Source organism: Bacteroides sp. HPS0048, from assembly GCF_964240755.1.
Taxonomy (GTDB): Bacteria; Bacteroidota; Bacteroidia; order Bacteroidales; family Bacteroidaceae; genus Bacteroides; species Bacteroides nordii.
The window spans coordinates 125,553-140,225 of sequence record NZ_CAXSVC010000013.1; the positions used below are offsets into that span (position 1 = coordinate 125,553).

At 43.3% G+C, this 14,673-nt stretch carries 12 protein-coding genes; 10 read left to right on the plus strand and 2 right to left on the minus strand.

Annotated elements, in window-relative coordinates; translation table 11 throughout:
- The first annotated feature begins 95 nt into the window (after positions 1 to 95).
- The 3 genes from ACESQI_RS12355 (at position 96) to ACESQI_RS12365 (ending at position 3,742) form a co-directional block, all read left to right on the plus strand.
- Positions 96 to 1,163: a DUF1573 domain-containing protein gene (locus tag ACESQI_RS12355; RefSeq protein WP_195660940.1), complete on the plus strand. Its 1,068-nt coding sequence runs from the start codon at positions 96 to 98 to the stop codon at positions 1,161 to 1,163.
- An 18-nt stretch (positions 1,164 to 1,181) separates the two neighbouring features.
- Positions 1,182 to 2,276: a methylmalonyl Co-A mutase-associated GTPase MeaB gene (gene meaB / locus ACESQI_RS12360; protein ID WP_002559310.1), complete on the plus strand. Its 1,095-nt coding sequence runs from the start codon at positions 1,182 to 1,184 to the stop codon at positions 2,274 to 2,276.
- A gap of 113 nt (positions 2,277 to 2,389) precedes the next feature.
- The gene (locus ACESQI_RS12365; RefSeq protein WP_007484095.1) at positions 2,390 to 3,742 is read left to right on the plus strand and encodes a threonine/serine exporter ThrE family protein; all 1,353 of its coding nucleotides are present in this window, start codon (positions 2,390 to 2,392) and stop codon (positions 3,740 to 3,742) included.
- A gap of 62 nt (positions 3,743 to 3,804) precedes the next feature.
- On the opposite strand, the gene ACESQI_RS12370 is transcribed toward ACESQI_RS12365, so the two are convergent.
- On the minus strand, positions 3,805 to 4,719 hold the full coding sequence (locus ACESQI_RS12370) for a DMT family transporter (RefSeq protein WP_044094881.1): 915 nt from the start codon (positions 4,717 to 4,719) through the stop codon (positions 3,805 to 3,807).
- A gap of 92 nt (positions 4,720 to 4,811) precedes the next feature.
- Between ACESQI_RS12370 and ACESQI_RS12375 the strand changes: the two genes are divergently transcribed.
- The 4 genes from ACESQI_RS12375 (at position 4,812) to ACESQI_RS12390 (ending at position 8,957) form a co-directional block, all read left to right on the plus strand.
- Positions 4,812 to 5,645, plus strand: coding sequence for an AAA family ATPase (locus ACESQI_RS12375; RefSeq protein ID WP_373126199.1), 834 nt, complete (start codon positions 4,812 to 4,814; stop codon positions 5,643 to 5,645).
- A gap of 73 nt (positions 5,646 to 5,718) precedes the next feature.
- Positions 5,719 to 6,717 (plus strand): DUF4435 domain-containing protein, encoded by a 999-nt coding sequence (locus ACESQI_RS12380; RefSeq protein ID WP_007484098.1) that lies wholly within the window; start codon positions 5,719 to 5,721, stop codon positions 6,715 to 6,717.
- 62 nt (positions 6,718 to 6,779) lie between these two features.
- Positions 6,780 to 8,036 carry a mechanosensitive ion channel family protein gene (locus ACESQI_RS12385; RefSeq protein ID WP_002559315.1) on the plus strand — a complete coding sequence of 419 codons (1,257 nt, stop codon included), beginning with the start codon at positions 6,780 to 6,782 and terminating at the stop codon, positions 8,034 to 8,036.
- Positions 8,037 to 8,063: 27 nt separating this feature from the next.
- Entirely contained in the window at positions 8,064 to 8,957 is an 894-nt protein-coding gene (locus tag ACESQI_RS12390) for an AraC family transcriptional regulator (protein ID WP_195660942.1), read from the plus strand.
- Between the two features lie 36 nt (positions 8,958 to 8,993).
- On the opposite strand, the gene ACESQI_RS12395 is transcribed toward ACESQI_RS12390, so the two are convergent.
- Positions 8,994 to 9,980: an aldo/keto reductase gene (locus tag ACESQI_RS12395; RefSeq protein ID WP_122200861.1), complete on the minus strand. Its 987-nt coding sequence runs from the start codon at positions 9,978 to 9,980 to the stop codon at positions 8,994 to 8,996.
- 317 nt (positions 9,981 to 10,297) lie between these two features.
- Between ACESQI_RS12395 and ACESQI_RS12400 the strand changes: the two genes are divergently transcribed.
- From ACESQI_RS12400 to ACESQI_RS12410, 3 genes are all read left to right on the plus strand, one after another.
- A complete protein-coding gene (locus tag ACESQI_RS12400) occupies positions 10,298 to 11,470 on the plus strand; it encodes a glycosidase (RefSeq protein ID WP_373126202.1) in 1,173 nt (390 codons plus the stop codon).
- A 157-nt stretch (positions 11,471 to 11,627) separates the two neighbouring features.
- Positions 11,628 to 12,995, plus strand: a complete 1,368-nt coding sequence (locus ACESQI_RS12405) for an MFS transporter (RefSeq protein WP_263667952.1) — start codon at positions 11,628 to 11,630, stop codon at positions 12,993 to 12,995.
- A 265-nt stretch (positions 12,996 to 13,260) separates the two neighbouring features.
- On the plus strand, positions 13,261 to 14,463 hold the full coding sequence (locus ACESQI_RS12410) for an AGE family epimerase/isomerase (protein WP_373126204.1): 1,203 nt from the start codon (positions 13,261 to 13,263) through the stop codon (positions 14,461 to 14,463).
- Positions 14,464 to 14,673 lie beyond the last annotated feature (210 nt).

The following is a 14,673-nucleotide window of genomic DNA, read 5'->3' on the forward strand; positions in this document are numbered from 1 at the left end:
CACTAAACCGCTAATCACTATTAATATTCCTTTCAATCCGTTCCATATCTCGTCGAAAACTCCTACATTTGTGCTTCAAATATAATATATAAAGCATGAAACGCAGTATACTCTCTATATTAACTGTTTTTATTATTACTTTGTCTGCCATTGCCCAACCCCGTCTTTCGTCCAATAAAGAGACGCATAACTTTGGGCAAATTGAATGGAAACATCCTGTAACTGTAGAATATACCATTACCAATACCGGAGATAAACCATTGGTACTGACCAATGTCACTACATCTTGTGCCTGTTCGGTTGCCGATTGGACGAAAAAGCCGATTGCTCCCGGCGAGAAAGGTACTGTCAGTGCAACTTTTGATGCCAAAGCCCTTGGTCATTTTGAAAAAACGATTGGTATTTACAGCAATGCACAACCCAGTCTGGTATATCTGAAATTTGTAGGTGAAGTGGTGCAGGAAGTTACGGATTTTGCAAAAACACATCCCTATGCCATTGGTTCTATCCGTTTGGATCGTACCGAATTTGATTTTCCGGATGCACACCGGGGAGAGAAACCGACCATTACATTCAGTGTAGTGAATTTGTCGGACCGTCCTTACGAACCTGTACTGATGCATCTTCCTCCTTACCTGAAAATGGAAAGAACGCCGGATGTGGTTCTGAAAGGAAAGAAAGGAAAGATCAAACTAACGCTTGATACGAAACAACTCACCGATCTTGGCCTGACACAGACTTCTGTCTATCTGGCTCGTTTTGCCGGCGATAAGGTGAGCGAGGAGAATGAGATTCCTGTTTCAGCTATTCTTCTCCCGGACTTCTCGGGTATGACCATGCAGGACAGCCTGAATGCACCTGCCATCCGCTTGTCTGAAGACAACATTGATCTCAGTGCGCGGTTGGCTAAGAAGAACAAAGCCTCTCATGATATTGTTATTACAAATACGGGCAAAGCACCTTTGCAGATCAGTAAATTGCAGGTATTCAATTCCTCTGTAGGAGTGAGCCTGAAAAAGACGGTTCTTCAACCGGGTGCAAGTACCAAGCTGCGGGTTACCATTCATAAAAAGAATACAGGCAAGAAGAAACATCACTTGCGTATTCTGATGATCACGAATGACCCGGCACGACCGAAAGTAGAAATTAATATAAAACGATAATCCCTAAATATCATTACCATGGAACATCCGGAAAACAGCGAAGAGTACAAAGGACTGGTTGTCAACAAAGGTATTGAGCAGCCCTCATCGGTAAATCCTTATCTGAAACGTAAACCGAAGAAGCGCCAGCCCACTGTAGCAGAATTTGTGGAGGGTATCGTGCAGGGAAATATAACGATCCTCAGTCAGGCAGTGACCTTGGTGGAAAGCGTGAAGCCCGAACATCAGGTTATAGCCCAGGAAGTGATAGAAAAATGTCTGCCATTTTCCGGAAACTCCATTCGGGTAGGGATTAGTGGTGTACCCGGTGCCGGAAAGAGTACTTCAATTGATGTCTTTGGCCTGCATGTGCTCGAAAAGGGAGGTAAGTTGGCTGTGTTGGCTATCGACCCGAGTAGTGAGCGTAGTAAAGGGAGTATTTTAGGGGATAAGACCCGTATGGAACAATTGTCCGTACATCCCAATTCGTTTATTCGTCCCAGTCCTTCAGCGGGTTCGTTGGGTGGTGTAGCGCGAAAAACCCGTGAAACGATCATTCTTTGTGAAGCCGCCGGTTTCGATAAGATTTTTGTAGAGACAGTGGGAGTGGGGCAGAGTGAAACGGCTGTGCACTCTATGGTAGATTTCTTCCTGTTGATTCAGTTGGCAGGCACAGGTGATGAACTTCAAGGTATTAAGCGCGGTATCATGGAAATGGCGGACGGCATTGTTATCAACAAAGCTGACGGAAATAATATAGACAAAGCGAACTTGGCTGCCTCCCAATTCCGCAATGCTTTGCATCTTTTTCCGGCTCCCGACTCTGGCTGGACACCACAGGTCTTGACGTATTCCGGTTTCTATAATATAGGTGTGAAAGAGATATGGGATATGGTTTATGAATACATCGACTTTGTGAAAGCGAACGGATACTTTGAGTATCGACGCAATGAGCAGAGTAAATACTGGATGTATGAAAGTATTAATGAGCAGCTTCGCGATAGTTTTTATCATAATGCTAAGATAGAATCGATGTTATATGAAAAAGAACAACAAGTGCTTGGCGGTAATCTGACCTCTTTTATAGCAGCAAAGACATTATTGGATACCTATTTTGAGGAATTGAGAAAATAGGGATATTTATTCACTTTTTATCTGTCATCTTTCGCTCTTGGGTGGGGCTTTTTTGAAAAGGAAATTGTACCTTTGTGCCCCTAAAAGAATAATATCATTTATATATACAAAAGATGACGAATAATAATGTAATTGAGCAGGAAGAAGCTCTGTTGCTGAGGCGTAAACTTGACTTGTTGCTCCGTACCGGTAAATTGTTGGTAGAAAGTGCTGCGGATACAAACCGGATTGTGCGTAATATGAAGCGTGTAGCTGCTTATTTGGGGTTGCCGGAAGATAAACTTCATATTGATGTAAGTTATACAATGCTGGTTGTGAATGTCAGTGACGAGGCGCACTCTTTCTCTAAATTTCAGAAGTGTGAGAAGCATGGTATTAATATGACGGCTATTTCTGAAGTTAGTAAACTATCCTGGCGGGCTATTGAACATGATTATTCTTTGGATCAGTATGAAGAAGAACTGGAGAAAATCTGCTCCCGTCCGCGTAATTACATTCCTTATCTGGTAGCCATTGGTGCAGGTTTTGCCTGCGGAGGTTTTTGCAAGTTGTTTGGCTGTGACTGGATGGCTTTCTTGCTGGCTTCTGTTTGTGCTTTTGTTGGTTTCCGTGTCCGTGCTCGATGCATGGAGTTTGGTATCAATGTATATATGAGTATTGCCATTGCGGCTTTTGTTTCTACTTGTCTGGCTTATGCCTCTTCGTTTAGCGGACTTTCATCTACTCCTTATCATCCGCTTTTGGCCTGTGCTTTGTTTATTGTTCCGGGTGTTCCGTTGATCAACTTTGTGGACGATATGATAGACAATTATCTGTTAGTGGGTATCACGCGTGCTGCTAATACTGCTATGATGGTGGGTGCTATGGCTTTCGGTATTGTTCTTGCCATCCGTTTGTGTGTGATGGAGGATGTCAGTATTGATAAAAAGTTCAGTGAATTGAGTATGATTCCCCATGATCCTTATTATGTATACGCGATTGCTGCCGCAATTGCCGCAATGGGTTTCTCTATGATATTCAACATTCAGCGTCGTTTGCTTTGGGTGGTAGCCATAGGCGGTATCATAGCTGTGTGTACACGTAATTTCGTGAATTTCGAATTAGGTTTCGGACCGGTGATCGGTTCGTTTATGGGTAGTTTTGTAGTCAGTCTGATAGCCGTGAAAGCCGTTCATTGGTTTCATGTGCCCAATCACGTATTGACCATTCCTTCCGTCATCCCTATGATTCCCGGTGTATTGATGTATCGTTCTTTGCTGGGACTTATCGGCATGCACGGTGTAGTAGGTGAAGTAACAGTTGCCTTTTACAACGGTATCAATTCTGCTCTTATTATTCTTTGCATAGCTTTAGGCGTAGCTGTCCCTAACATTTTTGCCCGTCGTTATATTGCCAAAGACCGCCAGAAATTCCTGGAAGAAGAACTGGCAAAGAGAAAGGCGAGGGGAAAATTTATAGAATGGTGATGAGTGGTTAGTGATGAGTGATAAAGCGCAGCCACTCATCACTCATCACTAATCGTTAATCACTATAATTCTCCTTCCTTTTCCAAATCCGCCCTCGACTTGCTTTGTGTCACGATGTATACACCCAGAAATACCAGACCGATGGCGATTCCCTTTTGCCAGCCAAAGGTACCGATACCCATGACTACTGCTGCGATAGACGCGATGATTGGCTGTACATAGTTGTACATACTTACCACTGTGGGACGGAGTAACTTCTGTGCTGTCATTACGCAGATGTAAGCGATGAAGCTTCCTCCCAATACTACATATAAAACTTGCCAGACGGCGGGTACGGAAATCGTGCTCCATTCAATTGCTGCCACATCCTGATAAGAGAATGGGATGTAGCACATAGAAGCATAAATGAACATCCATTTATTGATGGTAACAGCAGAATATTGCTGGGTAAGTCCTTTGAATACAGTTAGGTAGATAGAGAAACTAAGTTGTGCCAACAGGCAGAGCAGGTCTCCCCAGATACTGCTATTGGCATCTCCTGAAGTCTGACTGCCTAAGATAAGTATCAATGCTCCCATTGCTCCGACAAAGATACCTAATACTTTCTTGTTCGTAACCGGTTCTTTCAGATAGATGGCGGCTACAATCATTGTGATGATAGGCAGAGTGGTAGTCACAATAGAGGCGTCAATAGGAGAGGTCAATGACAATCCGAAAATGAAAACTCCCTGATTAAATACCAATGCAAACAAGGATGCAAAGAATATTTTGAGCATATCCTTATGATTCACATGTTCCTGCTTGCAGAACATGGAGAGTATCCAGAAAGCGGCAGCTGCCCCCACCATTCGAAAAGTAGTGACCGAAAGAGCTGAAAACTCTTGCAAAGCAAATTTTCCGATGGGAGCCATTAGTCCCCACATCACATTGGCAGTAAGAGCAAACAGATGTCCTTGTACGTTCTTGTTGATATTCATCTTTTTAGTGACCTTTATTGAAAACTGCTGCAAAGGTAACCAATTTATCATTTGAATTGTTTATATTTGCCTTGATATAAAGCAAGAATAGCATGGAAAAACAAGCCAAATATATCCGGCGTATTGAAATAAAAGGGTTGTGGAAACGATTTAATATTGCCTGGGACCTGCGTCCCGACGTGAATATCCTTTCCGGCATCAATGGGGTTGGTAAAACAACGATCCTGAACCGTTCCGTAGGTTATCTGGAAGATCTTTCCGGTGAGATGAAGAACGGAATGAAAGACGAGGTAGATATTTACTTTGATGATCCCGAAGCTACTTATATTCCTTATGATGTAATCCGTAGTTATGACCGCCCTCTTATCATGGGCGATTTTACTGCCCGGATGGCTGATAAGAATGTAAAGTCTGAACTTGATTGGCAGCTCTATCTCTTACAACGCCGTTATCTGGATTATCAGGTGAATATAGGCAATAAAATGATTGAACTTCTAGCCGGTAATGATGAAGAAGAGCGGAAGAGGGCAGCTACTTTATCGTTGGCTAAAAAGCGCTTTCAGGATCAGATAGATGAACTGTTCAGCTATACCCGGAAGAAAATAGACCGGAGGCGGAATGATATTGCTTTTTATCAGGACGGTGAGCTCTTATTGCCCTATAAACTCTCTTCCGGCGAAAAACAGATGCTTGTTATCTTGCTGACTGTATTGGTACAGGACAATGAACATTATGTTCTTTTCATGGATGAGCCGGAAGCCTCGCTCCACATCGAGTGGCAACAGAAGCTTATCGCTATGATTCGTGAACTGAATCCCAATGTACAAATAATACTGACCACTCATTCGCCTGCCCTCATTATGGAAGGCTGGCTTGATGCTGTCACCGAAGTAACCGATATTACAACGAATGTAGTTGGCAATTGATAGTTGACAGTTGAGAATACAGAGTAATTTCAATCGTAAATAGTAAATCGTCCAATCGTAAATCTCACATGGCATGGCTCAAACCCTACGCGACAATCTGACTTCCTCTTACTTTAGTGCCGCCCATAAGCTTTATCCCAAGAACACACGCCGGAGAATTGTAGCTTATGTGGAAAGTTATGACGACGTGCCTTTCTGGCGTACGTTGTTTGAGGAGTTTGAGAATGATGAATATTATTTTCAGGTAATGCTTCCTTCGGCTACCTCTTTGGCAAAGGGGAAGAAGATGGTATTAATGAATACCCTGAATACGGCCGAATTAGGAAAAAGCCTCATCGCCTGTGTGGATAGTGATTATGATTTTCTTTTGCAGGGAGCTACTGCTACTTCCCGGAAGATAAACAGAAACAGATATATCTTTCAGACCTATACCTATGCCATCGAAAATCATCATTGCTTTGCAGAGAGTTTGCATGAGGTATGTGTACAGGCCACACTGAATGACCGTCCGTTGATTGATTTTGCTGCTTTCATGCGGAGGTATTCCCAGATAACTTATCCTCTTTTTCTTTGGAACGTCTGGTTCTATCGGCAGCATGATACACACACATTTCCGATGAGTGACTTTAATACATATATCCGGTTGCTGGACGTCAACCTGCGGCATCCTGAACGATGCCTGGAAGCTCTACAAAGGACGGTCTCTGCCAAACTATCGGAACTGCAAACCCGTTTTCCTCACTGTATTAGTCGGGTGGATGCTTTAGGTTCCGAACTGGAGAAGTTAGGATTGGTTCCGGAAACCACCTATCTTTATATCCAGGGACATCATATCATGGATAATGTAGTGATGAAACTTCTGATACCGGTTTGTACACTTCTTCGCAGAGAGCGGGAACAGGAGATAAAGAAACTGGCAGAACATGATGAACAGTTTCGTAATGAACTGACTTGTTATCAGAACAGTCAGATAAATGTGGAAATCATGTTGAAGAAGAATAGTGCATATAAAGCACTGTATCTTCACCAATGGTTGCGTGACGACGTAAGGGAATTCCTGGAGAAAGGATAGTGACGTGAAACAAACAGGGTGTTTTGCCGTTGCCCTATTATAACGGCAGATAAAGTATAACAATGGAAAAAATTACAGGTATAATCAAGGAAATTCTCCAGTCATGGGGATTTAATGAGTCGTGGACTGATGATTTAACGAGTACTATCATTTTAGTTATCATTTTGGCTATTGCTTTTCTGGGAGATGCTATTTGCAAGCATGTTATCCTGACGACGGTTACCCGGCTTGTGAAAAAAACAAAGGCCACATGGGATGACGTTGTGTTTGATCGCAAAGTGATGATTTACCTCAGTCATCTGGTGGCACCTATCATTCTGTATATACTGCTACCGCTTGCCATATCCAATGCCGGCCTGCTGACTTTTATATTACGTATTTGCATGATTTATATCATTGCAGTCTTTTTAAAGTTTATCAGTGCACTTCTCTCTGCACTTTATCATGTATACAGCGAGCGTGAGCAGTTTCGCGACCGTCCTTTGAAAGGATTGTTACAAACGGTTCAGGTCATTCTTTTCTTTATTGGTGGTATTATTATCGTCAGTATTCTGATTGATAAATCGCCGATGGTGTTGCTTACCGGTCTGGGAGCTTCTGCCGCTGTCCTGATGTTGGTGTTCAAAGACAGTATTATGGGCTTCGTTTCGGGTATTCAACTTTCTGCCAACAATATGCTGAAGGTGGGAGACTGGATTGAGATGCCGAAGTATGGAGCCGACGGAACGGTGATTGAAGTAACCTTGAATACCGTAAAGGTACGTAACTGGGACAATACCATTACCACCATTCCTCCCTATGCTCTGGTCAGTGATTCTTTTCAGAACTGGCGGGGTATGCAGGAGTCCGGAGGACGACGTATAAAGCGTTCTATCAGGATTGATATGAACAGTGTGAAGTTTTGTACTCCGGAGATGTTGGCAAAATACCGGAAAATACGTCTGCTGAAAGACTATATCGAAGAGACGGAGAAGGTAGTGGAGGAGTATAACAAAGAGCATGGAATAGACAACTCCGTGTTAGTGAATGGCCGTCGTCAGACCAATTTAGGTGTATTCCGTGCCTACCTGACTAATTATCTGAGAAGCCTTCCGGCAGTCAATCAGGATCTTACATGTATGGTGCGTCAGTTGCAACCCACTGAACAAGGTATTCCTCTCGAACTCTATTTCTTCTCGTCCATCAAAGCCTGGATACCTTATGAAGGTGTTCAAGCCGATGTGTTCGATCATGTGCTTGCCATTATTCCGGAATTTGATTTGCATGTCTTCCAGAATCCTACAGGAGAAGATTTCAGGGCGTTAAGCAGGAATGATTAAGAATTTAGACTAATACTATTTACAACAATGAATGCACAGCAAAGTTATATTATCCGTGAGATTACTCCACTCTCTGACAAAGATTGTTTTTATGTAGCCGAGCGGTATAAGACGGAATTTACATACCCTATTCACAATCATGCCGAATTTGAATTGAACTTTTGTGAGAAGGCTGCTGGAGTACGTAGGATTGTAGGTGACTCTGCGGAAGTAATTGGCGACTATGATCTGGTGTTGATTACCGGGCAGGATCTGGAGCATGTCTGGGAGCAAAACGAATGCAACTCAAAAGAGATACGCGAGATAACTATTCAGTTTTCCCCTGATCTTTTCTCTGAAAGCTTCATTAATAAGAATCAGTTCGATTCTATTCGCCGGATGTTGGAACGTGCGCAAAAAGGACTTTGCTTCCCTATGTCTGCCATTATGAAAGTGTATTCCATGCTCGACACATTAGCTTCTGAAAAACAAGGATTTTATGCTGTGCTTAAGTTCGTGACTATTCTGTATGAGCTTTCTCTTTTTGAGGAGGAATCCCGTACATTGTCCAGTTCTTCTTTTGCGAAGATCGATATCCATGCTGATAGTCGGAGGGTACAGAAGGTACAGGAATATATCAATAAACACTATAAAGAGGAGATTCGTTTGAATAATTTGGCAGATATGGTAGGAATGACTGCTGTTTCTTTTAGCCGCTTTTTCAAACTTCGTACCGGAAGAAGCCTTTCTGATTATATTATTGATATCCGTCTTGGGTTTGCTGCTCGCTTGTTGGTAGACTCTACCATGTCTGTAGCCGAGATCTGCTATGATTGCGGATTCAATAACCTCTCTAATTTTAACCGGATATTTAAGAAGAAAAAGGCATGCTCTCCTAAGGAGTTTCGGGAGAATTACAGGAAAAAGAAGAAGATTGTGTGAGAAGTGGCAGGGTTGTAACCCTACCTCCTCATAATTCTATAACCTCCTTAATTCTTCCTTTGTAAATGAGGTATTTCTTATTGCTTTAAGATTATCTTCCAGTTGGGCTACCGAACTGGCACCAATGATGACTGATGTTACTAAATCATCTTTTAGAACCCATGCCAGAGCCATCTCTGCTAAGGTTTGTCCCCGTTCCTCTGCCATTTTGTTCAGTGCTTTGATTTTGCTTAAAACATCTTCTGTGAGTTGTTCCTTTTTTAGGAAACCTCCGCGGGCCATTCGTGAATCTTCGGGAATGCCATTGAGGTATCGGTTTGTCAATAATCCTTGCGCTAAGGGAGAGAATGCGATAAATCCGGTACCGTTTTCTTTAGCTTGCCGGAGGATACCTTCTTCTTCCGGTTCCCGGTTGAACAGGTTATATTTTCCTTGATAGAGCAAGCAATGCACATCTCTTTCTGCCAGATATTTGTAAGCAAATTCAGCGGCCTCTTTCGGATATTTGGAGATACCTACATACAATGCTTTTCCCTGGCGGACAATATCTACCAATGTTTGCAATGTCTCTTCCAATGGAGTCACCGGATCATAACGGTGCGAATAGAAAATATCCACATAATCCAGATTCATACGTTTCAAGCTTTGGTTGAGGCTTGCCATCAGATATTTTCTTGATCCCCATTCTCCGTAGGGGCCCGGCCACATATCGTGTCCGGCTTTCGTAGAGATAAACAGCTCATCCCGGTAAGGAAGGAATGATTTTTTCATAATCTCACCGAACGTTTCTTCTGCCGAGCCATAGGAAGGCCCGTAGTTATTTGCCAGATCGAAATGAGTAATTCCTTTGTCGAAAGCATAATGCGCCATTCGCTGGCTGTTGGCAAATGTATCTACATCTCCGAAGTTATGCCACAGCCCCAAGGAAATTTCCGGGAGCATGATTCCGCTTTTGCCACAACGTCGGTACTTCATACCGTTACTGTATCTCTCGTTGTCGGGTGAATAAACAGGGTTTATCATATTTGTAATTATTAGGTTATTGTATAAGCAATGTTGCAGAATAAGTTAGTATGAAAACAAAGATATAGCTTTTTTATCAATCCGGATGTATGAGAGATGTCTTTCTGTCCTCTGGGGGAGAATAAATCGTTTATTGGCGGAGTCAACATCCTGTTCCTGCTGAGTTTCGTTTTGTTTCATTAGGTTGAGAAAACAGCTTAACTTTGTTGGTCGGTGATAAATAGTATAATGATATGATAAAATAGTATTGGATACTTTATGCAGACTACACTAACTTTGCATTATCATTCACTAATAAAACAGAAAAGACTTCGATTATGAGCCTATTTAAAGACAAAATTGCTACCTTGCTGGCCGAACATGAGGAATTCCTCGCCCGCAAAAACAATCCGATGAAAGGTGGAAATGGTATTATTACCCGTTATGAACATCCTGTGCTGACTGCTGCCCATACGCCGGTATTCTGGCGTTATGATCTGGATGAGAAGACGAATCCTTATCTGATGGAGCGTATCGGCATGAATGCAACCATGAATGCCGGTGCCATCAAATGGAACGGAAAGTATCTGTTGATGGTACGCGTGGAAGGTGCTGACCGTAAATCGTTCTTTGCCATTGCAGAGAGTCCTAACGGAATAGATAATTTCCGTTTCTGGGATTATCCGGTGACGATGCCTGAAGATGTTGTTCCGGCAACGAACGTTTATGATATGCGCCTTACCGCTCATGAGGACGGTTGGATATATGGTATATTCTGTGCCGAACGACCTGACGATAATGCTCCGGCAGGAGATTTGTCGTCGGCAACGGCTACAGCCGGTATCGCCCGTACCAAGGACTTGAAGAACTGGGAACGCCTTCCGGATCTGAAAACAAAGAGCCAACAGCGTAATGTTGTGTTGCATCCGGAGTTCGTTGAGGGGAAATATGCACTTTATACCCGTCCGCAAGATGGATTTATTGATGCCGGAAGTGGTGGCGGTATCGGTTGGGCATTGGTAGAAGATATGACGCATGCCGAGGTGAAAGAAGAAGTCATTATAGATAAACGCTATTATCATACTATTAAAGAGGTGAAGAATGGAGAGGGACCGCACCCGATCAAGACCCCGCAAGGCTGGTTGCATTTGGCTCATGGGGTTCGCGGATGTGCTGCCGGATTGCGTTATGTATTATATATGTATATGACTGACCTGAAAGATCCGACAAAACTGATTGCCTCCCCTGCCGGATATTTTATGGCTCCGGAGGGTGAAGAGCGTATCGGTGATGTATCGAATGTATTGTTCAGTAACGGTTGGATTGCTGATGAAGACGGAACGGTGTTTATCTATTATGCCTCTTCGGATACTCGTATGCATGTAGCTACATCTACCATTGATAAGTTAGTGGACTACTGCCTGCATACACCGCAGGATGGCTTTTTCTCTTCTGCTTCGGTGGAGACGCTGAAGAGGATGATAGAGAAAAACAAGAGCATTTACAATTGACCATTTACAATGTACAATTTGCCATGTGGATACACCTGTATAGTATTGTTCACCTTTACACCACACGGCAAATTGTAAATGGTCAATTGTAAACCCCTTACTCTCATACACCGCATGGCAAATTGTAAATTGTACCTTGTAAATTGTAAATGTATCCATGATAAAACTTAAAGAAAAAATAGGCTACGGTTTCGGTGATATGGCTTCCTCCATGTTCTGGAAACTGTTTGGCTCTTATCTGATGATATTCTATACGGATGTTTTCGGACTTCCGGCTGCTGTGGTCGGTACCATGTTTCTCATTACCCGTGCCTGGGATTCGGCTTTCGATCCGATTGTGGGAATCATTGCTGACCGTACCCATTCCCGTTGGGGAAAGTTCCGTCCTTATCTGCTGTTTCTTGCCATTCCTTTCGGGCTGATTGGCATATTGACGTTCACTACTCCCGATCTGAGTGATACCGGCAAATTGATATACGCCTATGTCACTTATTCGTTGATGATGATGATTTATTCTGCTATCAATGTGCCTTATGCTTCATTGTTGGGAGTGATGAGTCCTGATCCGAAGGAGCGGAATACACTATCTACTTATCGCATGACATTTGCTTATATCGGTAGCTTCATAGCTCTGTTGCTGTTTATGCCGATGGTGAATTACTTTAGCCAGGGACACAGTGAGCAGCACGGCTGGATGATGAGTGTGATAGTCATAGCAGTCATGTGTACGATACTGTTCTATGGCTGTTTCGCATTGACGCGCGAAAGGGTGAAACCTATCAAGGAAGCGCAAAGCCCGTTGAAGGAAGATGTGAAAGATTTGCTTCACAATAAGCCCTGGTGGATTCTGCTCGGTGCAGGTATTGCTGCATTGATCTTCAACTCTGTTCGCGACGGGGCCACGGTTTACTATTTCAAGTACTTCATTGTGGAGGAAGATTATGCTACTGTTTCCTTCTTCGGAGTCTCGTTTGTACTAAGCGGGCTTTATCTGGCCGTGGGGCAGGTTGCCAATATCGTAGGGGTAGTTCTTGCTGCGCCACTCAGTAACCGTATTGGTAAGAAAGCTACCTACATGGGTGCCATGGTGATTGCTACCGTACTGAGCATTATCTTCTATTGGTTTGGAAAGGGAGACATTGCACTGATATTCATTTTCCAGATACTGATTAGTATTTGTGCCGGAAGCATTTTCCCTCTGTTGTGGTCTATGTACGCCGACTGTGCCGATTACTCTGAGTTGAGAACCGGCAATCGGGCTACCGGGCTGATATTCTCTTCTTCTTCCATGAGCCAGAAATTCGGTTGGGCAATCGGTAGTGCTATCACCGGTTGGTTACTTGCTTATTTTGGTTTCAAGGCCAATGCTGTACAGAGTGCTGAAGCGATTCATGGCATTAAAATGTTCCTGAGCTTCCTGCCGGCAATAGGTACAATGCTGAGTGTACTATTTATCAGTATGTATCCGTTGAGTGAGAAGAAGATGAAAGACATCACGGCAGAACTGGAGAGAAAACGGAATTAAAAAAGTAATACGAATCAGTAATTCAAACCAGATCCGATATGAATCAGTTCACCACAGAGGACACGGAGGGCGCAGAGATATTATTTTCTCTGATGAAACGCGGATGATCGCAGATGAACGCAGATTAAAAAACTGTAGTTCTTTATTTTATCGTTATTTCCCTTTGCGAAAATCTGCGTTCATCTGCGTTTCAATAAAGATTTAAAACTCTGTGCCCTCTGTGTCCTCTGTGGGGGTGGGGAAATACATTCAAAACCATACAAATATGAATCAATCTATATCAACTTTGAAGCAAGAGGTGCAGGAGGTACTAACTACCAATATCCTGTCCTATTGGATGAACCGAATGGTGGACGAAGAGAACGGTGGTTTCTACGGGCGTATCACCGGCATGGAACAACGGATGCCCGAAGCTGATAAAGGAGCTATCCTTAATGCCCGCATTTTGTGGACTTACTCCGCCGCATATCGTTTGTTGAAAAAAGAAGAATATCTTGCTATGGCCACCCGTGCCAAAGAGTACATTATTCACCACTTTTACGATAAAGAGTTTGGTGGTATCTATTGGAGTCTCGATTGCAAAGGAGCGCCGCTCGATACAAAGAAACAGATTTATGCCCTCGGCTTTGCTATTTACGGACTGAGTGAGTATAATCGCGCTACCGGAGATAAGGAAGCTCTTGACTATGCCGTACGCCTCTTTGAGAGCATCGAAGCATATAGCTTTGACACTGTGAAGAATGGTTATTGTGAAGCCCTTACCCGTGAGTGGGATGAAATGGAAGACATGCGTCTCAGCGAGAAAGATGCCAATGAACGTAAAACAATGAATACGCATCTCCATATTCTCGAACCCTATACCAACCTTTACCGGGTGTGGAAAGATGAACGGCTGAAAAGGCAATTGTATAATCTTATCCTGATTTTTACCGATAAAATACTAAACCGGGAAACGGGGCACTTGCAACTCTTTTTTGATGACGACTGGAATAGCAAGTACCGGATTGTTTCCTACGGCCATGATATTGAAGCTTCCTGGCTCATTCATGAAGCTGCATTGGAGCTGGGCGACAAAGACTTGCTGGCAAAGGTAGAACCGATTGTGAAACAAATAGCGATAGCAGCTTCTGAAGGCTTTACTCCGGAAGGAGGGATGATTTACGAAAAGAATTCCGATACTCACCGGGTAGATACCGACCGTCATTGGTGGGTACAAGCTGAGACAGTGGTTGGCTATATGAACCTTTTCCAGCATTTCAATGATAAGGAGGCTTTGCAAAAGGCCATTGCCTGCTGGGATTTTATCAGGAAGTATCTCATAGACCGGGAGAATGGTGAATGGTATTGGAGTATCCGTGCCGATGGCACAGTGAATCGCGAAGATGATAAAGCCGGTTTCTGGAAATGCCCTTATCATAACGGGCGTATGTGTATGGAAGTACTGATGAGGCTTTGCCTCGTAGAGTAATGGTTCGTTGCCCGGCATGCAGAGTTGTTTTACATGTACATGTAAAGCTGCTCCACATGTACATGTCGTACTGTCCCACATGCACATGTCGTACTGCTTTACATGTACATGTAAAACAACTCCCCACACCGGGCAACAGGGCCGACGCATTAAAATGCGCTGTCCTGTAAAAGTGTTGACAGGTATTTTTCATCCCATCCTGCTTTCAGC